Source organism: Bacillus inaquosorum (assembly GCF_023238325.1).
GTDB classification, from domain to species: domain Bacteria; phylum Bacillota; class Bacilli; order Bacillales; family Bacillaceae; genus Bacillus; species Bacillus inaquosorum.
Map to the genome: position 1 here is coordinate 3,265,266 of NZ_CP096592.1, position 22,418 is coordinate 3,287,683.

At 48.5% G+C, this 22,418-nt stretch carries 17 protein-coding genes; 3 read left to right on the plus strand and 14 right to left on the minus strand.

The annotated features are described in order from the left end of the window. Positions 1-6 precede the first annotated feature (6 nt). From dhbF to M1M80_RS16640, 7 genes are all read right to left on the minus strand, one after another. Positions 7-7,146 carry a non-ribosomal peptide synthetase DhbF gene (gene dhbF, locus M1M80_RS16610; RefSeq protein ID WP_060399402.1) on the minus strand — a complete coding sequence of 2,380 codons (7,140 nt, stop codon included), beginning with the start codon at positions 7,144-7,146 and terminating at the stop codon, positions 7-9. A 19-nt stretch (positions 7,147-7,165) separates the two neighbouring features. Beyond that, positions 7,166-8,101, minus strand: coding sequence for an isochorismatase (locus tag M1M80_RS16615; protein ID WP_060399403.1), 936 nt, complete (start codon positions 8,099-8,101; stop codon positions 7,166-7,168). A 27-nt stretch (positions 8,102-8,128) separates the two neighbouring features. Next, positions 8,129-9,748 (minus strand): (2,3-dihydroxybenzoyl)adenylate synthase, encoded by a 1,620-nt coding sequence (locus tag M1M80_RS16620; RefSeq protein ID WP_060399404.1) that lies wholly within the window; start codon positions 9,746-9,748, stop codon positions 8,129-8,131. A 28-nt stretch (positions 9,749-9,776) separates the two neighbouring features. Continuing rightward, positions 9,777-10,973 (minus strand): isochorismate synthase DhbC, encoded by a 1,197-nt coding sequence (gene dhbC, locus M1M80_RS16625; RefSeq protein WP_060399405.1) that lies wholly within the window; start codon positions 10,971-10,973, stop codon positions 9,777-9,779. Between the two features lie 25 nt (positions 10,974-10,998). After that, positions 10,999-11,784 (minus strand): 2,3-dihydro-2,3-dihydroxybenzoate dehydrogenase, encoded by a 786-nt coding sequence (locus M1M80_RS16630; RefSeq protein WP_060399406.1) that lies wholly within the window; start codon positions 11,782-11,784, stop codon positions 10,999-11,001. Positions 11,785-11,976: 192 nt separating this feature from the next. Next, positions 11,977-12,846, minus strand: coding sequence for a ferri-bacillibactin esterase BesA (gene besA, locus M1M80_RS16635; RefSeq protein WP_060399407.1), 870 nt, complete (start codon positions 12,844-12,846; stop codon positions 11,977-11,979). A 213-nt stretch (positions 12,847-13,059) separates the two neighbouring features. After that, positions 13,060-13,656 carry a sulfite oxidase-like oxidoreductase gene (locus M1M80_RS16640; protein WP_060399408.1) on the minus strand — a complete coding sequence of 199 codons (597 nt, stop codon included), beginning with the start codon at positions 13,654-13,656 and terminating at the stop codon, positions 13,060-13,062. Between the two features lie 102 nt (positions 13,657-13,758). Between M1M80_RS16640 and M1M80_RS16645 the strand changes: the two genes are divergently transcribed. After that, a complete protein-coding gene (locus M1M80_RS16645; protein WP_003240986.1) occupies positions 13,759-14,361 on the plus strand; it encodes a biotin transporter BioY in 603 nt (200 codons plus the stop codon). A 69-nt stretch (positions 14,362-14,430) separates the two neighbouring features. Here the strand turns inward: M1M80_RS16645 and M1M80_RS16650 are convergent, their stop codons facing one another. Together M1M80_RS16650 and M1M80_RS16655 are read right to left on the minus strand one after the other, a co-directional pair. Next, entirely contained in the window at positions 14,431-15,759 is a 1,329-nt protein-coding gene (locus M1M80_RS16650) for a Na+/H+ antiporter family protein (RefSeq protein WP_003240984.1), read from the minus strand. A 144-nt stretch (positions 15,760-15,903) separates the two neighbouring features. Then, the gene (locus M1M80_RS16655) at positions 15,904-17,406 is read right to left on the minus strand and encodes a leucyl aminopeptidase (RefSeq protein WP_060399409.1); all 1,503 of its coding nucleotides are present in this window, start codon (positions 17,404-17,406) and stop codon (positions 15,904-15,906) included. A gap of 157 nt (positions 17,407-17,563) precedes the next feature. Between M1M80_RS16655 and M1M80_RS16660 the strand changes: the two genes are divergently transcribed. Next, entirely contained in the window at positions 17,564-18,040 is a 477-nt protein-coding gene (locus M1M80_RS16660) for a divergent PAP2 family protein (RefSeq protein WP_003240980.1), read from the plus strand. 28 nt (positions 18,041-18,068) lie between these two features. Here M1M80_RS16660 and spsC read toward each other — a convergent pair whose 3' ends face one another. The 4 genes from spsC to M1M80_RS16680 all read right to left on the minus strand — a co-directional run bounded on the left by spsC (position 18,069) and on the right by M1M80_RS16680 (position 20,738). Next, complete coding sequence (gene spsC / locus M1M80_RS16665) at positions 18,069-18,725, minus strand: stationary phase survival protein SpsC (RefSeq protein ID WP_080010869.1); 657 nt, start codon at positions 18,723-18,725, stop codon at positions 18,069-18,071. A gap of 103 nt (positions 18,726-18,828) precedes the next feature. Further along, positions 18,829-19,149 carry a YuiB family protein gene (locus M1M80_RS16670; protein WP_003240977.1) on the minus strand — a complete coding sequence of 107 codons (321 nt, stop codon included), beginning with the start codon at positions 19,147-19,149 and terminating at the stop codon, positions 18,829-18,831. A 52-nt stretch (positions 19,150-19,201) separates the two neighbouring features. Next, on the minus strand, positions 19,202-19,345 hold the full coding sequence (locus M1M80_RS16675; protein ID WP_019259359.1) for a YuiA family protein: 144 nt from the start codon (positions 19,343-19,345) through the stop codon (positions 19,202-19,204). Between the two features lie 172 nt (positions 19,346-19,517). Continuing rightward, positions 19,518-20,738, minus strand: coding sequence for an NAD(P)/FAD-dependent oxidoreductase (locus M1M80_RS16680; protein ID WP_032732266.1), 1,221 nt, complete (start codon positions 20,736-20,738; stop codon positions 19,518-19,520). 331 nt (positions 20,739-21,069) lie between these two features. Between M1M80_RS16680 and yumC the strand changes: the two genes are divergently transcribed. Further along, positions 21,070-22,068 (plus strand): ferredoxin--NADP reductase 2, encoded by a 999-nt coding sequence (gene yumC / locus M1M80_RS16685; protein ID WP_003228725.1) that lies wholly within the window; start codon positions 21,070-21,072, stop codon positions 22,066-22,068. A gap of 39 nt (positions 22,069-22,107) precedes the next feature. Here yumC and M1M80_RS16690 read toward each other — a convergent pair whose 3' ends face one another. After that, positions 22,108-22,248 (minus strand): hypothetical protein, encoded by a 141-nt coding sequence (locus tag M1M80_RS16690; protein WP_003240972.1) that lies wholly within the window; start codon positions 22,246-22,248, stop codon positions 22,108-22,110. Positions 22,249-22,418: the final 170 nt, after the last annotated feature.

The following is a 22,418-nucleotide window of genomic DNA, read 5'->3' on the forward strand; positions in this document are numbered from 1 at the left end:
TCCCCCTTATTTATTCATCTCTTCCAGTTTGACTACGAGAACCTTGCCGATTAGAGCAAGCGGTTCCGGCTGACAAAGATCTTTATGACGGCAGTCGATGTCGATTTGTTCAATTTGTCCGTGAATGTAAGGCTTCCACGAATCAGGTTCAATCGGATCAAACCATTCAGGAATGATTGTTGATCTGAAAAACAAGACATTTCCCCGGAAGGGTTTCGGCTTATATGAGCCTAAAATGCCGACAGAATTGACATACGTATTCTTCAGATTTAAAATGACCGATTCATCCAGGCTCGCAAGCGCGCTGCCGTCACGGCGAAGAATCTCGATCGCTGTTTCAAAATCAAGCGGTTTGTCCCCTAAGCTGTCCGGGTCGTACCCGCCTAACGCCAGAAGGGCAATAAGCGCTTCCTCATCATCCGGCGCCTCTTTTATAGGAAGGAAGTGGTTCGGATAGGCGTCCAGCATCACCAATAGGGATACTTCTTCTCCTTGATGTTGCAGCTGGGTGGCCATCGCTTGAACGACATTCCCGCCTAGGGACCAGCCTAGCAAATGATACGGGCCTTTCGGCTGGATTGTTCTGATTTGTTCAATGTAATCGGCAGCCATGTCGTCAAGTGTTTTTGGAAGCTCATCCCGCTGTCCGATTCCGCGTGCTTGCAAGCCGTAGATCGGATAATCTGTTCCTAAATTGGTCATCAAACCAGCATAGCACCAGCTGAGTCCGCCTGCCGGATGTACACAGAATAAAGGAAGCTTGTCTCCGCTTGTTCGGAGCGGCAGCAGAACGTCGAGTGCGCTTTGGCTTGAACCCATCTCAAGTCTTTCAGCAAGCCCGGCCACAGTCGGCGCTTCGAATAGGTTGCCGATGCTGAGTTCAACGCCGAGCGCTTCACGAATACGGCTCATCAGCTGAACAGCAAGCAAGGAATGTCCGCCTAAATCAAAGAAACGGTCATCAATGCCGACACGCGGCAAGTGAAGCACCTCCATAAACAGGTCACAGAGGATTTCTTCCTGCGGCGTTCTTGGTCCGCGTCCTGTTACTGCCGCTGCGAAATCCGGAGCAGGCAGCGCTTTACGGTCAAGCTTTCCGTTCGGTGTCAGCGGCAATTCTTTCATCATCACAAAGGCAGAAGGCACCATGTAATCCGGCAGTCTCTCAGCAGCATATTTGCGCAGTTCCGCCGTATCAAGCGTTTCTTCTGAAGAAGGTATGACATAAGCTGCCAAACGTTTATCTCCCGGCTGATCCTCACGCACGATTACTGCTGCATCTTCAAGCTGCGAATGCTGAACGAGCGCGGCTTCAATTTCTCCCAGTTCAATCCGGAAGCCCCGAATTTTCACTTGGTGATCGGCACGGCCGACATAGTCTAGAGAGCCGTCAGCTCGGAGGCGGGCCACATCCCCAGTGCGATACATCCGAGTGCCTGGAGGACCGAACGGATCAGCTATGAAGCGTTCTGCTGTTAATCCAGCCCGGCCTAAATAGCCTCGTGCCAACCCAGCTCCTGATACATACAGCTCTCCGGCAACACCCGGCGGGACCGGCTGCAAGCGCTCATCCAGCACATATACGCCAAGATCCGGAATGCCGCAGCCGATCAAGCTGTTTGCCCGTAAAGCTGCAATGCTTCGGTCTAATTCGATATAACTCACATGAACCGTCGTTTCTGTAATGCCATACATATTGATCAGCTGCGGTCTATTTTCAGGATGGCGGTTATACCAATCCTCTAGACGGCTGAGTTCAAGCGCTTCTCCGCCAAAAATGACACAGCGAAGGCTGAGCGCCTGTCCGAGATCCGGCTGCTCCCGTTCCGCCTGCATAAACTGATAGAAAGCGGACGGTGTCTGATTCAGAACGGTTACACCCTCTTTTACCAGCAGGCGCAGAAACGCTTCTGGCGATCTGCTGACGTGATGAGGCACGATGACAAGACGTCCGCCATGCAGCAGAGGACCCCAAATCTCCCACACAGAAAAGTCAAACGCATAGGAATGGAACATGGTCCAAATATCGTCTGAGCTGAAATGGAACCAGTGATCAGTTGCTGCCAATAAACGTGTTACGTTTTGGTGAGGGATCATCACACCTTTTGGAACACCCGTTGAACCGGATGTATAAATGACATACGCCGTATTCAAAGGAGAAAGCGGCTGAATTCTATCCGCATTATTCGGATTCTCAGCAGGGTATGTGTTTAGTTTCTCTGACAGTTTTGGATCATCCAGCACGATTTTCGGCACGTTTTCGGCTGGCGGAATGTGCTCTGCAGCTTTTGTGTTCGTCATGATAAACGCAGGCTGCGCATCTTCCAGCATAAAAGCGATTCGGTCAGCCGGATAGTCCGGATCGAGTGGCAGATAAGCCGCGCCGGCTTTCAGCACCGCTAATAGCCCGACAGCCATTTCCAATGACCGAGGCAGTGCCAAGGCCACAAATTGCTCTGGACCGACGCCTTCGCTGATCAGCATTCGGGCAAGCCGATTTGCTCTTTCATTCAGCTCTGCATAGCTCAGTGACTGATCTTCGTAAACAACAGCAATGGCATCAGGGCTTAAAGCAGCCTGCTTCTCAAACTGCTCCGGCAAACATGCGTGCGGAATCTTTTCAGAAACATTTTGCCAATCTGTCGCCATGTTGCTGCGCTCCTCCGGTGCAAGAATGTCCAGATTTCCGATTTGCTGGTCAGGATCAGACTCAGCAGCCTCCAGCAGGCGTATCAGACGGTCAGCAAGAGCCTGAGCAGTTTCCCGCTTGAAAAGATCAGTGCTGTATTCTAGCAGGCCTTCCAATCCGTTTGGTGTCCCGTCAGCAAGACGGTTTTCACTGATTTCCAGCGTCAAATCAAACTTGGCAGAACCGACACTGTGGATCCGCAGGCTGCTTTCCATGTCGGGAAGATGCAGTTCAGCGTCTGGTGTGTTTTGGAACGCAAGCATGATTTGGAATAAAGGATGCGTCGCCCGTGAGCGAGCCGGATTGAGCACCTCTACAAGTCTCTCAAACGGCAGATCTTGATTTTCATAGGCTGCCAGATTCACTTCCCGCACTCTGTCAAGAAGCTCACGGAAGCTTGGGTCACCAGACGTATCGGTTCTGAGCACCAATGTATTGATAAACAGTCCCACAAGATCGCCTAGCGCATCATCATTCCGACCCGCGATCGGACTGCCGATCGGAATGTCAGTGCCCGCTCCCAGTCTTGTCAATAAAGCGGCGAGACCGGATTGAAGCACCATAAACAGGCTCACCCTATTTGCGCGAGCCAGCTGCTGCAATCGCTTGTGAAGCTCGGGCTCAATACGGAAATGAATCGTATCCCCATCATGACTCGGCTCAGCCGGACGTGAATAATCGGTTGGCAGTTCAAGCTGATCAGGCAGATTCTTCAAGGTTTCTTTCCAGAAAGCAAGCTGTCCGGCAATCAAACTATTTGGATCATCCCCGCTCCCAAGCAGTTCTTGCTGCCAAAGCGCATAGTCTGCATACTGCACAGCAAGGGGCGCCCATTCGGGAGCTTTTCCGTGACAGCGAGCCTCATAAGCCGCCCCAAGGTCACGGGTCAGCGGCGTTAAGGACCAGCCGTCCCCGACAATATGATGCACGAGGAGAAGAAGCACGTACTCGTCAGGCCCGATGACAAATAGCTCTGCACGAAAAGCAGGTTCAGCTGCAAGATCAAAGCTGTAACGCACGGCTTCAGCAAACCGCTCAGAAAGCTCCTTCTCAGTAATCTCAGTAACATGTAAATCAGGCCTTGCTTGATCAGCGTCTAAAATATGCTGATAGGATGTCCCCTGTGATTCAGGGAAGATCGTCCGAAGGCTTTCATGGCGGCAGACGAGATCATATAGTGCAGCTTGCAGCACTCCTTGGTCCAGTTCACCCGACAGACGGACAGCAACCGGTATATTATAAGTAGGGCTCGGCCCTTCAAGACAATGGAGGAACCATAGCCGGCGCTGAGCAAAAGAAAGCGGAATTCTTTCAGGCCGCTCAGCTCTCTGCAATGCGGGACGTGCACTCTGCGCCTGATCAAGATGGGCAGCGAGTCCGGCTACTGTCGGTTCGTCAAAGAGCTTGGCAATACCAAGTTCGGCTCCCATTACCTCGCGAATGCGGCTCATCAGACGGGCTGCAAGAAGAGAGTGACCGCCCAGCTCGAAGAAACTGTCATCGATGCCGACCCGTGCCAAACCGAGAACCTCGGCAAACAAGTCACACAATATCTCTTCCTGAGGAGTTCGCGGTCCCCTATCGCTGACAGATGTGCTTAAATCAGGCGCCGGCAATGCTTTCCGATCGAGCTTGCCATTAGGTGTCAATGGCAGTTCGTCCATCTCTACAAATGCCGCCGGCACCATATAATCAGGAAGACTGGCACCCACATAACGGCGAAGCTCGGCAGTATCAATAGCTGAAGCAGCGACTACATATGCCACCAATCTTTTGTCTCCCGGCTGATCTTCCCGAACGACAACCGCGGCCTGTTCGATGTCCGGATGCTTGGCAAGCACGGCATCAATTTCTCCAAGTTCAATTCGGAATCCGCGAATTTTGATCTGATGATCCGCCCGCCCGATATAATCCAAAGACCCATCAGCGCGCCAGCGGGCCTGATCTCCGGTCCGATACATCCGAGCCCCCGGCGGTCCGTATGGATCTGCAACAAAACGCTCAGCCGTTAAATCAGGGCGGCGGAAATAACCTCTAGCCAAGCCGGTTCCTGCAATATAAAGCTCACCGACAACTCCCGGCGGCACCGGCTGCAAACCGTTATCAAGCACATACACCTGCGTATTCCAAATCGGTTTGCCAATTGGCGGAACGCCCTTCAGTCCTTCTTCAAGAAAAGCTGCTGCAGACCAAATCGTTGTTTCAGTCGGACCGTATAAATTCGTGACTGGACAATGAAGCTCATGAAGCGCCTGTAAAAGACCGCTCGGCAGCGCCTCGCCTCCGACAAGCACTCTAAGCCCCCGAAGTTTCTCAGGTTCATTTGTCACCAAGGCATGCCACAGTGTCGGTGTCGCCTGCATGATATTGATATCGAAATATTCAATCATTTGAGCTAATGCCTGTGGCTCACGGATCGTTTCTTTCTTTGCGATCACGATTTGCGCCCCGCTGATAAGCGGAAGATATAACTCCAATGCTGAAATATCAAAAGCGACAGTCGTCACAGCCAACAGCCTGTCTTCTTCTCCTAGAGAAAATGCCTCCTGCATGGACAGCAGGAAATTGCTTAAGCTTTTAAGTGTAACAACGACACCCTTCGGTCTTCCTGTTGATCCTGAGGTATAGATGATGTACGCAGGATGGGCAAGAGAAACCGATACATTCGGATTGTCAGGCGAATAGCGTTTTACAACCTCCTGTGTAACAGCCTGGTCAAGCACAAGCTGCGGAACAGACAGGTCATCAGGCAGACGGGCTGCTATTTCCTCAGTCGTTATGATGCATGATGGGTTTGCATCCTCCAGCATGTAGGAAATTCGGTCGGCCGGAAACTCCGGATCTAACGGAAGATACGCCGCACCAGTCTTCAGTACAGCAAGCATCGAAGCTACCATCTCTGGAGAACGCGGCAGCGCCAAAGCGACAAACTGCTCCGGACCAAGGCCTTTTTCGATCAACAGATGCGCGAGGCGGTTTGCCTCTTCATTCAGCTCTTGATAGTTTACTTGAACATCATCACATATGAGAGCGATACGTTCTGGCGTAAGAACTGCCTGCTTCTCGAACATGTCCTGAAGGCTGAGCAGGTTCTCAGGTTTTGCCGTCTCATTCCATTCACTAATGACTTGTTTTTTCTCCTCTGGCAATAGGAGCTCCATTTGCCCAATCAGCATGTCCTCCCCTGCTGAAGCCATTTGCAGCAGCTGCAAAATACGCTGCTGATGAAGCTTAATATCAGACTCGCTGTATACCTCAGGATTCGCGTCTACATCAATTCGCAGCCCGCTGCCGTCCGTTCTGTCATATACATTGATTGATAGATCATCAACAGGACCGGCTGAAAGATTATGCGTCGTGCCCCGGGCTCCGGCAAAGTCGAGACCGTAATCAAACGGCATGAGATTGATTTGAGGGCCAAATAATCTATGGTTTTCTCCTATCAATTTCAGATCGCGCCGAAGCTCTTCATGGCGATACTTATGATGTCGCCGAATACTGCGGATTTCCCGGGAAATTTGCTGAATAAGTTCTGAAAAGCTCATCGAAGAGCTTACAGACAGCCGAAGCGGGAGAAGGTTCATCACCATAGCCGGTACATTCAGTGATGCGGACCCTATCCGTCCCATCATGGGCAGACCGAGCACAACATCCTCAGAGCCGGTCATTCGGTGCACATAAACAGCTGACACCGCAATCACGACTTCATGCCAGCTTCCTGAGAAATAGCGCGCCGCTTCTTTTAACGCGTTTACATCAGATAGAGGCAGATACGCCGTATGACGAAGAAAACTGTTAGATGTTCTTGGCGCCCGGTCTGCCAAACTTACAACCTCAGGTCCATCAGCAAAACGGTCCAGCCAGAATTGACGATCCTTCTCATACTGCTCTGATGCGCGATAATCTGTATCCTCTTCCAAAATGGCCTGAAGAGACCCAAAGGAACGATCTTTAGCTGATTGTCCTTTCACAAGCGCGGCATACGTACTTGCCACACGCTGAGCAATCAGGGAAAAACCGAAGCCGTCGATCGCAATATGGTGAATGCGCTGATACCAAAAGAAACGATCAGGCCCGGCTATAAACAAAGCTTCATTGAACAAAGGGTCATATCCTAAATCGACGGGCTTTGCCAAATCTGCTTTCATCCAGTCTAATGCTGTTTTTTCCGGATCAGGCTTAGAGCTGACGTCAATGACGTGCAACTGTACATCCGGAGACGGGTTTATCATCTGCCAAGGCCCGTCCATATTTTCACCGAAGCGGACATGCAGCGATTCCGCTTCCTTTATCACATGCCGCAAAGCTTCTTCAAATAAAGCAATATTGATTGGTCCATTGATTTCTATATATTCCGCTGTATTGTAGATTGGATTGTCCGGATCAAGCTGCTGAGCAAACCATATGCCGGTTTGCGCTCCGGTCAAAGAATATTGAAGGTCTTTTGTATCAGGCATCCGTTTGTTTACCCTCCTTTTATAGATAATCCGCGTTTGGCAGCACTTGCTGGCTACGGGTTGTAAGCAATTTCTGCCATTCTTCGATCGTCGGGCGTTCAGCCAGTTCCACGAATGTTACCTCGGCTCCTTCACGGCGCCATTGTTCTACTAATGTCATGATCCTTACCGAATCAAGCCCCCGGTCGAGCAAATCCTCTTGATCTGTAATGTCTTCAGGCGTTTCTTGAAGAAGCTCAGCAATTTGTTTACGGATACTCTCACATGTAAACACTTCTCTGCCAGTAGTCATTGACGTTTTCTGAGTAGCAGCAGGCACCTGCTTCAGCTGGTCGAGAAGACTGTCAGTCATTACGGTAAACGCACAGCGCCCAGCTGCATAATCCAGCGCCATTTGATGTTTTTCTAATGAAAAATCAGCAACTGCATCTCCTACAAAAAATGCTTCGATATCCTCCATAAATGCTTCACATGCTGTAACGAGACAGCCGATATGGGCGTAAATTCCGGAAATGATCAGCTGATCACGTCCCTCTTTGCGCATAATCTCAAGCAGATTCGTTCTCTTAAACGCGCTGTATCTCCATTTTGTCAGCACGAGATCATCATCTTCCGGTGCCAGCTCAGTTACAATTTTCTCCTCATAAGGGCCGCTGTTTAATCCCGGACCCCAAAAGTCTGTCAGCAGCGCCCGGTCTGCCGGATTTTGACTTCCAGGCTGTGCAGTATAGACAACAGGTATTCCAAGCTGGGCACATTGATCCTTCAGCTTGCGTATATTTGCCGAAAGCTCTGTTACCGGAGAAGCTCCAGCTGTGAAAGCATCGACAAAATAGTTTTGCATATCGTGTATTAATAGGACCGCACGATTTGGATCAGGCACCCATGTGACTTTGTTTTGCGGCATATCAGACGCTGTCGGCATTTGATACGGCTGAATGGCAGGTATAGCCATTTGAACACTTCCTCTCAAGTTGTTGTTTTATTTTTTTGATCCTGCAAGAAGCTTCTCGGAAATGGCTTCACGGAGAGCTTTTTTGCTGACTTTTCCTACCCCTGTCTGCGGAAAGGACTCGACAAATTCAATCCGGTCAGGGATTTTATATGCCGCCAGTCCGCGCTCTCTCAAAAACGCTTTGAGCTCTGCGGCTTTCGGGGCTTCATCCCGGGGAATAATGAACACACAAGATCTTTCGCCAAGAAATTGGTCAGGCATAGAGACCATTGCGGCATCATGGACAGCCGGATGCGCCAGCAGATGATTTTCCACCTCTTCAGCCGCCACTTTTTCTCCTCCGCGGTTAATTTGATCCTTCGCCCGGCCTTCAACGACGATATAGCCGTCTGATGTCAGCCTGACGATATCACCCGTGCGGTAAAAACCGTCCTCAGTAAATGAAGCAGCGTTATGCTCTTCTGCCTTATAGTAACCCCGAATGGTATACGGTCCACGTGTCAGCAGATGTCCTGTTTCACCAGGTTTCACGTCACGATCCTGATCATCCCAAACACGTACTTCATCATATGGGGACATCGGTTTTCCTTGGGTGTTGACAATGACATCTTCAGGGTCATCCAGTCTCGTATAATTGACGAGCCCCTCTGCCATTCCGAACACCTGCTGCAGCGTGCAGCCGAAAACAGCGTTTACCCTGCGCGCAGCTTCAGCACTGAACTTGGCGCCGCCGACCTGCAGCACTTGAAGGCTGGATAGATCGTCATGGCGTGAGGAGGCCGCGTCCATCCATACCATCGCAAGGGGCGGAACAAGAGCGGTTATCGTGACCTTTTCCCGTTCAATCAAAGGAAATGCGTCATCAGGACTTGGAGAAGGAGATAACACCACTCTTCCTCCGGCGTATAATACGCCGAGAACCCCAGGCGAGCTCAGCGGATAATTATGCGCCATCGGCAATGCTGCCAAGTACACCGTACTGTGGTCGAGCCAGCAAACCTCCGCACTCAGCTTCAGGCTGTAAATGTAGTCATCGTGCGTCCGCGGAATCAGTTTTGATAAGCCGGTGCTTCCTCCAGAAAGCTGAAGGAACGCCACATCTGAAGATTTGACTTCAGGGAGTTTTACAGGTTCTGTATGCAAATCCTCCAGGGACAGAAATTCCTCTGCCTCACCTGCGACAATGACGTGTTTCAAAGACGGTAGCTTGCTTTGTACCTGTCTGGCGAGTGAACGGTAGTCAAAACCGGAATAGGAGTCGGGAATGATATAAGCAGCCGCTTCAGCAAATTCGCAAAAATATGTAATTTCACTGCTTCGATGAGAAGGCAGTGCAAAGACCGGGAGCGCCCCCAGACGGAAAAGCGCGAAAATGACTTCAAAAAACTCTGCGATATTCGGCAGCTGCACCACGACACGATCCATCTGTTTAATGCCGAGCTTCTGAAATCCGGCAGCCAGACGATCAACCCTCGTGTCAAGCTCTTGATAGCTCCAATGGGTGTTTCCGCAAGTAATTGCGATGCGGTCGCCATGTTTGGCAGCCCGATCCCTTAACAAATCTCCAAACGTCTCGCCGGCCCAGCAGCCGTTCTTCCGATATATCTCAGCTAACTCATCAGGCCAAGGAGTAAATCCATTCAGCATGTTGTATCCCTCCAGCAATTCATTCTGATCATATGTGATTCACGCCCATTGCCCGCAGCATTGTCCGAAACTTCGCGGATGTCTCCTGAAGCTCGTCCTCAGCTTTTGATCCAGCAACAACACCGGCTCCGGCATACAGGCGGAGTGAGCGTTCTTCTGCCTCTGCGCAACGAATCGTCACGACCCATTCTCCGTCACCCGCATCGTCACACCAGCCGACCATGCCGGTAAAGAAACCGCGGTCAAACGGTTCAATGCTGAGAATCGCTTCTCTTGCAAGATCAGTCGGTGTTCCGCAGACGGCCGGCGTCGGGTGGAGCGCCGCCGCCAATTCCAGTGCGGTCACGGACGGATCGGAAAGCTCTCCCTTAATCACGCTGGACAGATGCCACATCGTCTCCGTTTTGATCAGTGAAGGCTTTTCCGGAACATCCAGCGTCCGGCAGAAAGGCCGCAGCGCTGCGGCAACCGCGTCAGCCACAACCGCATGCTCATGGAGATCCTTTGCGGAAGAAAGCAATTCATTTGCCCGGCGCTGGTCTTCAGCAGGATCATCACTGCGAGGCCTTGAGCCGGCTAATGGATTGGAAACGACCTGAGTTCCCATTCTTGAAACGAGAAGCTCCGGACTTGCACCGAGCAATGTTCGGCGGGAAGACGTTTCCGCTTCGCTGGACACGTCCGCGGCAAACGTGTAGCCGTGCGCGTTGTGCTGCGCCAGATGGCGAAGCAGTTCATCCGTCTGAATCGGTTCAGACGATGTCAAATGCAGCGATCTGGACAGGACGATCTTGCTGAGTGTCCCATCGGCAATGCGTGCCAGTCCTTGTTCCACACCATTTTTATAATCCTCTGGTGCAGGAACAGGCTCTAAGTGGTATGTATGCTCAGACTGCTGTTCCTTCTCCGCATGATCAAATTGAAGCGGTCCTGACCAGCGCACTTCTTCAGGAACAACGAGCCGAGCTGCTTTTACAGGATCAAAAGGAACGGCACCGACAACAAGCGGACGGCTTTGCCCCGATTGCTTTGCTTGCTTCAGCGTCTCTGCAATACGGCCGGAAAGGGTTTCTATTTGGTTTTGCCCGTCTGCCTCCGGTACGATTTCACTAATTCCTTTCGCTAACAGTACACGATGAGGAGAAGCTAAGAAAAAAGCACCCGGCTCATACTCATAAAGCAATTGCTCCGCCTTTGTTTGTGATATAACGTTTTGTTCCGACATTCTCATGAACCTCCTTTAAATTGAGTTACACGCCTAAGGTCGCGCCGCCATCTACGCATAAATTATGCATCGTAATATGCCCTGCCTGGCCAGAAACCAAAAAGAGCACGGCATTTGCAATATCTGAAGGCTGAGCCAGTTTTTTGAGCGGGATCCCTGTTTTAAATGTCTCAAGTGATCCTTTTATGACTTGCTCCGCTCCATTTTCATCGGCCCATAATGACCACTGCATGTCTGTTTCCGTTGATCCGGGAGATACAATATTGCAGCGGATATTATATTCTGCAAGCTCAAGGCCAAGGCATTTCGTAAACATCACTGCCGCTGCCTTTGAAGAGGCATATGCCGCCATAGATGTCCTTGGCACCCCCGCAGCATTCGATCCGACCGTTACAATCGAACCCGATCTCCGGTCCATCATATATTTGCTGACTGAACGCGAGGCGTTAAAAACGCCGGTCGAATTCACTGAGAACGTAGCTTCCCATTCCTCATCGCTGAGTGAATGGATCAGTCCCGGGCGAAGGACACCCGCTACATTCACCAAAATATCGATCGGCCCCATTTCACGTTCGATGCGCGCCGTGATCTCGTCAATCGCTGCGCTGTCTCTTACATCCGCGGGAAAGGCTTCCGCATGGCAGCCTTCCGCTTTGAGGCTGCTCACAACCTTTTCCAGCTTTTCAGGATTATAATCAACTGCCGCAATGTGTGCGCCTTGACTGGCAAGCGTCCGCGCAACAGCTTCACCTATTCCTTGGGCAGCTCCTGTTATAAAAGCAATTTTGCCCTTTATACCCATTGCATTCATATCATCAATTCCTTTCTTCACTCAGATGCCGAACGGACATCCAGCGAAAAAGACTGCTGCGCCTCGAAAAGAAAAAGCGCAATCAATTGATAATGATTATCATTATCAATTATAAAAATAATCATATCCAAATGTCATGTGACAGTCAAATATAATTTCAGTGACGTTTTTAGAACCAAGGCTGAGAATGTCTCAGCCCATTGAAATATGCGGTCCGTCAGGGTGAAGCGCAAAACGCAGCGCCCGGCTGACCAAAACAGGAAGAACCGAAATATGTCCTTCTCCTGAAAACTCGCAAAACTCTGCCCGTATGCCTTGTTCAGATAAAACGGCCAGCCTCTCGTAAAGCTCCCTCGCATTATCGTTCATCCGGCTTTTATGATGCTGCTCCAATTCTCCTGCTGCAAGCAGGACATTGATAGACTGATTGTTTTTCTTGAAGCGGGAGGCGAAATGGTCCGCTTTCTCGAGAATAAATGGTTTATTCCAATGAATCGACGGACTTCCCGCGACATACGTTTGAAACGCATCCGGCTTCGTTAACAGCACCTGCAGCACGAACAGCCCGCCAAGCGAGTGCCCAAAGATCGTTTGTCTGTTTCTGTCAATCTGGTAATCTCGTTCTATCTCCGGTTTTAGATCCTCCTCAATAAATCTGAAAAAGCCCTCTGCTCCGCCATGCTCCGGCCATTCTTTGCCGTCGGGCCTTACAGGAAGATTCGATTGAGCTGTCGGCATAGTAAAATCCCGATGGCGAGCTGAGGAGAACGGCTCTGCCGTCTCATAGCCAATGCCCACGATCACAGCAGGGATCACCCCGGTTTTTTCAGGACGGCGCCCCTGTATTCGAACGGCTTCCGCCATCGTTCCGAAGACAGAATTGGCATCCAGCAGATAAATAACCGGATAACCAGCGGGCGGCGGAGGCGTACTCGGCTTCGAGATAAAAATTTGATAGGCACGGTTTTCATTCCGTGAAGACAACATACGCACTTCTGTACCAGGAATGGTAAATGCGTTTTGTGTCCCGCCTTTCACCCGGTCTGTTGTATTCTCATTCATGCAGTACGACATTCCTCTCCTTAAACTAAACCGCAATGTATGATAATGATTTTCACTATCAACTAGACAACTCAAATAATAGGTTTTCTTCCAGAGAAAGTCAACTTTTTCCCGAATAAAAAAGGCACCTTCATCAAATAAGGTACCTGAAGACTATCGATATGGAAATAAAAACCTACAAAAGATGCAGATGGTCCTGCTTAAAATAGAACCTTAATCCCATGTAAATCTTTGATTTTGCCAAGGATCGCCTCTCATGTGATAGCCGTTCTGCTCCCAAAAGCCGGGGTGATTTTCTTTCGTAAATTGGATGCCGCGCAGCCACTTGGCACTTTTCCAAAAATACAGATGCGGAAACACGCCCCGCAGCGGGAAGCCGTGTTCAGGCGTTAAAGGCTTGCCATGATGTGCATAAGCAAGAAGTGAGGTTTCTGCCAAAAAATCATCAAGCGGCAGATTGGTCGTCCAGCCCTCTTCCGCATGTAAAATGACGTAGCCCGCTTCTTTTTTTACACCCGCTTTTTCCGCTATATCACGTGCCCGCACGCCTTGCCACACATTATCAAGCCTTGACCAGCCAGTGACGCAATGGATGTCATTTTTCGATTCGTACTGAGGAAAGGCTTTAACATCTTCAAAGCTTAGCAGCATCGGATGGTCAACCAATCCGTATACTTGCAGATTCCATTTGGCCATATCTTTGTAATACGGGACATTTCCCGTATGAAGCACAGGAAATGAGGTTGTGACGTTTTGATTTGGCGGCACTCTCCCAGATTGGTCAGATTGTTTTGTTTTTCCGAAATACATATAGAACCCTCCTTTTTGTTAACCTCATTCTAATTTATGTTGACAATCCATTTGTACTTTATTACTCTATGATTGTGTATGTAAACCTAAGGGGGAACAACTATGAAACAACGTAAACTTCGTGCGGCAGATATGGCGCTGATCGGCATGTTCGCCGCACTTATGGCTGTCGGCGCCAACATTACATCAGTAGCACCCTTTTTACAAGTAGCAGGCATTCCGCTGTCGATGCAGCCGTTTTTCTGTCTCTTGGCAGCCTTGCTTCTCGGCAGCAAACGAGCAGGTATTGCCATGATTGTATATGCACTTGTCGGATTGGCCGGAGCGCCTGTTTTTGCTCAATTTTCAGCAGGCTTCGCACCGTTTGCGGGAAAAAGCGGCGGGTTTATTATCTCATACATCCCGGCAGCATTTGCAGCTGGATGGTTCTTAGAACGCAAAATTAAGCCAAGCAAAATCCGGTTTCTGATTGCTTCTCTTATCGGAACGGCCATCATGTATATCATCGGGACTACTTATATGTATCTTGCACTGAATCTCTGGATTCATACGCCGGTGAGCTATGGTACAGCTTGGGGATTTATGACTTGGTTTATGGTAAAAGACACGGCGCTGGCTGTGATTCTGGCGTTTATCGCCCCTGCGATCTACCGCTCTATTCATAAAGCAACCGGCTTTAACCGAAATCACATATCGTCCACGTAAAAACCGTTCTATTGGACGGTTTTTTTATCATAATGAGAAAAGGCTCCCCAGTAAAGGGGAGCCTTTTTCCTATAAAACAAGCGCTGCAATCCAGCCAAAGATAACAAGCGGAATATTATAAAATATAAATGTCGGCACACAAGTATCCCAAATGTGGTGATGCTGGCCGTCCGCACTCAAACCTGAAGTCGGTCCAAGTGTACTATCGCTTGCAGGTGAACCTGCATCGCCAAGCGCAGCAGCCGCTCCGATAATCGCAATCGTTGCCATCGGGCTGAAACCGAGCTGCATACATAGAGGCACAAAGATGGTTGTGATAACAGGAATCGTCGCAAAAGAAGAGCCGATTCCCATTGTAATTAACAAGCCGACAATGAGCATCAGCAATGCGCCCAATGACTGACTGTGTCCGATAAAACCAGCTGACGTTTTGACCAGTGACTCGACATCTCCGGTTTTCGTCAATACATTTGAAAATCCGGCTGCAACGAGCATAACGAAACCGATAAAGGCCATTAGGACCATTCCATCAGTAATTAGTGAGTCCGCTTCATCACGCTTCATCACACCGCTGACAAACAGAATAATCAGACCTGCCAGCGCCCCCATAATCATCCCTTCTACTCCCAAAGTCTGAGATAAGTAGAGCTGGACGCCGAGTGACACGACGATGGCAAGCACCGCGATAGCCAGGCTTTTTTTCGTATAAGGCGATGCCTCTGCACCTGAAATGTCTTTTGTTTCGTATTGTTTAGGTTTACGGAATACGATCACTGATAAAATAAGGCCGACAACCATACCTGCAACAGGGATGATCATTGCATATGGTATGTCAGCAAGCGGAACGTTTAACCCGGCATCCGCCATATTGTCCTTCAGCATCCCCTGAAAGATTTGGCCGAAACCGACCGGCAGCAAAATATAAGGCGCCGTTAAACCGAATGTAATCACACACGCAATCAGACGGCGGTCCATTTCAAGTTCATTAAAGATTTTCAAAAGCGGCGGAATCAGCACCGGAATAAATGCGATGTGAACCGGAACCACGTTTTGCGAAAAACAAGATACAATTAAAATAATCAGCACAATCAGAACTTTAGACAGTGCTTTTTTGCGAGAATCTTCTTTATTTCCGATTAATTTAACAGAGGCTTCCACCATTGCGTCCGGTAGACCCGTTTTCGTTAAAGCCGCAGCAAACGCGCCAAGCATGGCATAGCTGACTGCAACGGTGGCATTTCCGCCGAGTCCGTCCGTAAAAGCTTTAACCGTTTCGCCAAGACCGAGCCCGCCTGTTAATCCGCCGGCCAGAGCGCCTATAATTAATGCGATAACAATATTGACACGCAGCAGGCTTAAGACAAGCATAAGCAGCACCGCGATGACGACTGCATTCATGATACCCCTCCAAAAAATCCTTTAGTTTGCTAATGTAGTAGATAAATAAAGTACGAACGTATCGTATCATAATTGATACACTTTAGTCAACTAAAGATTTTGGAAGAAAAAATCCCCGCCGCATACTACAGCAGGGATTTATCATTATTCGCTTTTATCTTCTTCCAATGTAAATCGTTCCGCCAGTGTGGCCAGTGTTCTGGCCATAACACCGGTGGCCCCGGACGGCCCGAAGCAGGTTGCTTTATTGGAAGTCGCAGTGCCCGCAATATCAAGATGCACCCAAGGTGTTGCTTCAGCAAATTCACCAAGAAACGTTCCTGCCATAATCGCATGTCCTTCGCGCCCCGGCGAATTGCTGAGATCCGCCATTTGGCTGCTTTTCACGCGTTTTTTATCCTTCTCTGTTATCGGCAGCTGCCAGATCGCCTCGCCGCACTCTTCCGCAGCATCAGCTACCTGCTGATAAAAGCCTTGATCATTTGTCATAGCTCCTGTTGTTTCTGTTCCTAATGCCACAACGACACCGCCGGTAAGCGTAGCCACATCAACAAGAACTGAGGCGCCATGCTGTTTCGCGTATGTAATGCCATCAGCAAGCACAAGCCTTCCTTCAGCATCCGTATTGAGAATTTCAATTGTTTTTCCGCTTAATGATACGATCACATCATCAGGCTTCATCGCCCCTCCGGAGATCATGTTGTCGGTTGACGGAATGACAGCCAGCACGTTTTGCTCGGGACGAAGCTCTCCGATCGTTTCCATCGCACCGAGAACCGCAGCTGCTCCTCCCATATCAGATTTCATGCCGACAATTCCAGATTTCGTTTTAATGGAGTAGCCGCCTGTGTCAAAGGTAATTCCTTTTCCGACAAGTCCGACGACGTCTTCCCAATCCTTTTTGCCCTGATACTTCAAAACAATCATTTTCGGCGGTTCGGCAGAGCCTTGGTTTACCGCAAGTATTCCGCCCATGCCGAGCTCTTCCATCTCTGACTTCTCCAATATCTCACACTCAAAATCATATTTAGCCGCAAGCTCCTCTGCATAAGAAGCGAGGTCAGTCGCTGTCAGCATATTTCCGGGCATATTCACAAGCGTTCTTGCCGAATTTGCCCCTTGCCCGTATGCCTGGCCGACGCGAAGTCCCGCCTGCACTTCCTGTGTATCTTCATCTGTGACGGCGTACACGGTTTCAATTTGTTTGTCCGGCTCATTTGATTTGTGCTTATAATCCTGCACCTCATAGGAAGCAAGCAGGCAGCTCTCAGCTAAAGCATGAGCGGCATCGGCTGGAGGCACGTCTTCCGCAATAAATGTGTCAAGCAGGACAGCTGCTTCTTGTTTTCGGTCTTTATGAATGGCTTGAAAAACATGGGCAAACCGTTCCTTCGCCTGTTCAAACGAATAATTTGATTCTCTTCCCAAACCAACGAAATAAATCCGTTTCATACCCGCAGAAGATGGAGGGAATACTTTTGATACTTGATTCGGTTTCGAAGAGACATCACCATCTTTCAAAAGCTGTGTCAGATGGCCTTCCAGCATTTCATCAATTTCCAATGCTTTGCCTGTCAGCTGGCTTTTTTGAAAAAGCCCGACCACAAGGGTTTCTGTATGCTCTAATTGCTGAACCGCATAAAACATAAGGCTTACACTCCTAACGTAATGGGTATTTGTAATGAACAATGGTATAATAGGAAAAACATTCTTTCCATTACACTTATTTTATCAAACAACAGTCTAAGACTTGCTTTTTTCTTTTGAAACACGAAGGATTTTTTAAATAGAAAGGATGTCGCCGATGGAACTTTTAACGAATTTTCCTTTATTATCAAGCCTGGCCGCGATTATTTTTGCTCAGGTCATCAAAGTGCCCATACAGTTTATCGTGTCCAGAAAACTGGACTGGTCGCTGGTCACAAGCACAGGCGGCATGCCGAGCTCTCACTCCGCAGCGGTCACTGCGCTTTCTACGGGCGTAGCCTTGGAGCATGGATTAGGCTCCTCACTCTTTGCGGTTTCTGCCATTTTTGCCGTCATTACCATGTTTGACGCAACTGGCGTCAGACGTCACGCCGGTGAGCAGGCAACAGTCATCAATAAGCTTGTCGTTGATTTTAACCGCTTCGTACATGAAGCAAAGGACTTCCCGAAGGCCAAAGATAAAGAAAAGCAAAAAAAGCTGAAGGAGCTTCTCGGACATCAGCCGATCGAGGTCTTTTTCGGAGGCTTAACAGGTATTTTACTGACATTGATACTCGCTTACTTTTTCATGTAAAAAACGCTCCAGCAGTTGCTGGAGCGTTTTATTCTTTCACAGTTTTATATTGATTTCTGAACACTTGCAAAGACTTTGTTTCATTGAGCTTCTCAAGCTCATCCTCGGTGACCTTTCCCGTCCCCTTTTTAATCACATATACATCAAGGCTTTTTTTGCCCCATTCATTGTACACATCTTTGACGGTTTCAAAGTACAGATCAAGGCGGTTTCCCTTAATCGCTGATCCCGTGTCGGCCACAACTCCGAGACCGTAGTTCGGGATAAATAAAATCGTGCCGATCGGGAAAACGGACGGATCAGCGGCAACCGTGGAGTATAAATCCCGTTTCACTTTCACACCTGAATATGTAAGCCCGTATAATGGATCGCCGGGCTTCTTTCCCGTCGATTCAGCTCCTGCTGTGTAGCCTGTTGCGGTTACTCTTTGGACCGGATACTCGTCCCAGTCAAATGCTTCTTCTAACGGTTTTGTTTTATCCTTGGCCGCTGACATGGTTTGTGTTTTTTTCTGTTGCAATGCTTTTAATGTCAGTCCTGCATGCTTCAAGTGCTTTTCTTGATGTTCCTGCACCCATTTTGACAAGTCCTTCGCTTCAATTCCTGACACTGATAAAAATGTCGTGCCAAATGCAAGCAGAAATAAACAGGTCATCAGCAAACGTCTGATCATATTCAACATCATTCACCTCTCCTCCGGATCATTGTTCCCAATTGGAGAGAGCAATATTCAAAATGGTGAATGAGCTGAAAGCACAAAAAAAGCTTTCTTTAGAAGAAAGCGGCATTTAAAACATTTGATATCCTCTTTTTCTGAGCATGTTGATCGCTATACCGGACACGATGGCGCCAGCCAAACCGCTGGCCAAAATCAGCACATCGGCAGCCGCTAATGATACGACACGATGAAACAGGCCGGCAAAGGATTCTCCCGGCGACTGGACATAGCTGATCAGCTTTTCCTTGCTGATAATGAAAAGGCATACAATCGGATAAATCACAGCCATAATCCAAGACATTCTCAGCAGCATGTTTAATAAGAAACCGATTCCAAAAAACAAGACAAAAAACAAAACAATTGAGATGATTACGACTGGCAGACTAATCAACCTATCCCACCCCCTGCGTTGTTTTTAGTGTAACGCGGGGGCTGAAATAAAGTCAACGGCTGGAAAAAGAATGACTGTCTTTTCCTGTCCCCTGGCAAGACGGACAAGTCTCTGAACCGCCGAGGATCAATTGAAAATACCCTTTCCCTGAGCAAAATGGGCATGTATGCGAAGCGGTTGTCGTTGCAGTTTTCATCTGATCATCACCCTTTTTCTTAATTTTCTGATAATATAACATATCAAGCTGTCAACAATAAAGTCAGATCATGTGACAAATCTTTTGATGTAAGCGGAAACATACTTGATTTCCTCTCGTTCTCTTTTTATTTTGGCGTTTTTCAATAAAGAAAACCCGCTTCCGCGGGTTTTTAGAAAAACTTGAACTTGCCCTTTTTCAGCGTCAGTCCGAGTCCGCCGATCAAAAACAGCGAGCGATTATCGATGACTTTTTTCATAAACGAAGCCGGCGTGCCTTTCAGCTTTCTGCCATAAACGACTCCAACCGCGTTATGCTCGCCAAGAGAAGCCACCGTTCCTTTAATGTCGGGCTTGAATTCCTCAAGCTCCCCGCCTTTAATGAGCCTGCCAAGGTTTTTAGCAACCGTTATCCCCTGCTGCATCGCAATTTGCGCAGTCGGCGGATACGGGCGCTCTGTATCCTCATTCATAAACAGCGAGCTGTCACCGAGTATAAAGACGTTGTCATGTCCGGGTGCACGAAGATCCGGATTCACTTTGACCCGGCCGCGCATATTTTCAAAACCGGCTTCCTCCACAATCGGATGGCCGCGGACACCTGCCGCCCATACAACGGTTTGCGATTTGATCTGCTCTGGTTCTTCATCTTTTTTGCCGACTCTGACTCCTTCCGGTGTACATTCTTGCACAGCCGTTCCGATCTTAAACTCAATTCCGTTTTCCTCAAGATAATGAACCGCATAATCGACAAGCTCAGGATCAAATCCTGGCAAAACGGTCGGCGCCGCTTCCACACAAATAATGCGCACGAGGCTTCTGTCAACGTCATACTCCTTGCAGAGCTCAGGCACGCGGGCTGCCAGCTCGCCAAGAAATTCAATCCCCGTAAATCCGGCTCCGCCTACAACAATGGTTAACCTGTCCGGCCGTTTTTCCGCTTCCGTATTGTAAGTCGCAAACTGCAGCTCAATATGTTCCCTCAGCAGGCGCGACGTGTTGATGTTGGCAATCGGAAACGCATATTCTTTCAATCCTTTAATGCCGAACGTTTCGGGCACCGCGCCGAGTCCGATGACTAAATAATCGTACTGCAGCTCTCCATTCGCAAGCACAACTTTTTTCTCATCTATTTTGATTGCCTTTACGGTATCCTGTACAAAATTGACCCGCGACTGGTTGATTACATCTTTTATCTGATAACGGCAGCGATCATGGTGGAGCGTACCCGCGCTCGCTTCATGCATCCATGTCGTTTCATAATGATAATTGTGTTTATTCACAAGCGTAATATCAGCATCATTCGGCCCGACAAACTTTGTCAGCCTAGTTACCGTCATCAATCCGCCATATCCTGCACCTAAAATCACGATTTTGGGCTTATTCAATGCCATCACATCCACCTTCTCTTTTTTTGCTTTTGTTAGACGCATAATAAAATCATCATTTGTGTTAGCTTCAGCTTATTGGCGGGATTTTATGAAATATATTGAAAAGTTTTTTGTGAAGTCCTCACGCATAGCACTACTATCATATTTATCCGGCTGGCCCAAGAAACATTCAGAAAAAGATCAATTCATTTGGTTATCATCGTATCGGCCGGCGGAAATATTTTCAAGAATGGATGCGCACCCCATACACTTAGGATTTTTTCTGCTGACTCGTCAATTTAAACGGCAATATGGTATAATTAATAACAATTTTCATTTAGGAGGCAATTTTCGTATGCGAGAGGATACAAAGGTTTATGATATTACAATTATAGGCGGGGGACCGGTCGGCTTATTCACCGCTTTTTACGGAGGCATGAGACAGGCAAGCGTCAAAATTATCGAAAGCCTGCCTCAGCTCGGCGGACAGCTTAGCGCCCTTTACCCTGAGAAATATATATACGATGTAGCGGGCTTCCCGAAAATCCGCGCACAAGAACTTATCAATAACCTAAAAGAGCAAATGGCGAAATTCGACCAAACCATTTGTCTGGAGCAAGCGGTTGAATCTGTTGAGAAACAAGCGGACGGCGTGTTTAAGCTCGTGACAAATGAAGAAACCCACTACTCTAAAACAGTCATCATTACTGCAGGAAACGGCGCATTCAAACCGAGAAAGCTGGAACTTGAAAATGCCGAGCAGTATGAAGGCAAAAACCTTCACTACTTCGTTGACGATTTGCAAAAATTCGCCGGCAGACGCGTTGCGATCCTTGGCGGTGGAGATTCAGCAGTTGACTGGGCGCTTATGCTTGAACCAATCGCAAAAGAAGTATCCATCATTCACCGCCGCGATAAATTCCGCGCGCACGAGCACAGTGTGGAAAACCTTCATGCGTCGAAGGTTAATGTCCTGACACCATTCGTCCCTGCGGAGCTGATCGGGGAAGGCAAAATTGAACAGCTTGTGCTTGAAGAAGTGAAAGGCGATCGAAAAGAGATTTTAGAAATCGATGACTTAATCGTCAACTACGGTTTCGTTTCATCTCTTGGACCGATCAAAAACTGGGGTCTGGACATCGAGAAAAATTCCATTGTCGTGAAATCAACAATGGAAACAAACATCGAAGGCTTCTTTGCAGCAGGTGACATTTGCACATATGAAGGAAAAGTCAACCTGATTGCCAGCGGCTTCGGCGAGGCGCCGACAGCAGTGAACAACGCCAAAGCTTACATGGATCCGAAAGCCCGCGTACAGCCTCTTCACTCAACAAGTCTTTTTGAAAATAAATAATAAAAAAAGGAGTTTGTGTCAACGACACAGCTCCTTTTTTTATTTGAAGATATTTATATAATTCATCGCAGTTCCAAGAACCAGCGCAATCACAAGGGCTGCGACGATCCAGATCATTGCCATAATAATGCGGTCTTGGATCTTTTGGGATTTCGGTGTTTTTTCTTCGTTTTGCGTCATCTCATTCGCTCCTTTCACATGTCCATGTCATAAAGAAAGCCTGGTGCTGAACGACCAAGCTTTGCTGAACGTATATCATTCGCGTTTTGATCCGCTCTCTAAGACTTTTCGTTAAGACTATGATACCCAAACTCACTGAACATGACAAGCTTCGGCACTTGTACATACGT

Coding starts and splice junctions, on each gene's coding strand:
- M1M80_RS16675 (WP_019259359.1), bottom strand. CDS start 19,345: ATGAAAACTGCAACGACAACCGCTTCGCATACATGCCCATTTTGCTCA.
- dhbF (WP_060399402.1), bottom strand. CDS start 7,146: ATGCCTGATACAAAAGACCTTCAATATTCTTTGACCGGAGCGCAAACC.
- spsC (WP_080010869.1), bottom strand. CDS start 18,725: ATGATGTTGAATATGATCAGACGTTTGCTGATGACCTGTTTATTTCTG.
- M1M80_RS16630 (WP_060399406.1), bottom strand. CDS start 11,784: ATGAATGCAATGGGTATAAAGGGCAAAATTGCTTTTATAACAGGAGCT.
- dhbC (WP_060399405.1), bottom strand. CDS start 10,973: ATGTCGGAACAAAACGTTATATCACAAACAAAGGCGGAGCAATTGCTT.
- M1M80_RS16655 (WP_060399409.1), bottom strand. CDS start 17,406: ATGTTTTATGCGGTTCAGCAATTAGAGCATACAGAAACCCTTGTGGTC.
- yumC (WP_003228725.1), top strand. CDS start 21,070: ATGCGAGAGGATACAAAGGTTTATGATATTACAATTATAGGCGGGGGA.
- M1M80_RS16690 (WP_003240972.1), bottom strand. CDS start 22,248: ATGACGCAAAACGAAGAAAAAACACCGAAATCCCAAAAGATCCAAGAC.
- M1M80_RS16660 (WP_003240980.1), top strand. CDS start 17,564: ATGGAACTTTTAACGAATTTTCCTTTATTATCAAGCCTGGCCGCGATT.
- M1M80_RS16620 (WP_060399404.1), bottom strand. CDS start 9,748: ATGCTGAATGGATTTACTCCTTGGCCTGATGAGTTAGCTGAGATATAT.
- M1M80_RS16615 (WP_060399403.1), bottom strand. CDS start 8,101: ATGGCTATACCTGCCATTCAGCCGTATCAAATGCCGACAGCGTCTGAT.
- M1M80_RS16680 (WP_032732266.1), bottom strand. CDS start 20,738: ATGGCATTGAATAAGCCCAAAATCGTGATTTTAGGTGCAGGATATGGC.
- M1M80_RS16650 (WP_003240984.1), bottom strand. CDS start 15,759: ATGAATGCAGTCGTCATCGCGGTGCTGCTTATGCTTGTCTTAAGCCTG.
- M1M80_RS16640 (WP_060399408.1), bottom strand. CDS start 13,656: ATGTATTTCGGAAAAACAAAACAATCTGACCAATCTGGGAGAGTGCCG.
- besA (WP_060399407.1), bottom strand. CDS start 12,846: ATGAATGAGAATACAACAGACCGGGTGAAAGGCGGGACACAAAACGCA.
- M1M80_RS16645 (WP_003240986.1), top strand. CDS start 13,759: ATGAAACAACGTAAACTTCGTGCGGCAGATATGGCGCTGATCGGCATG.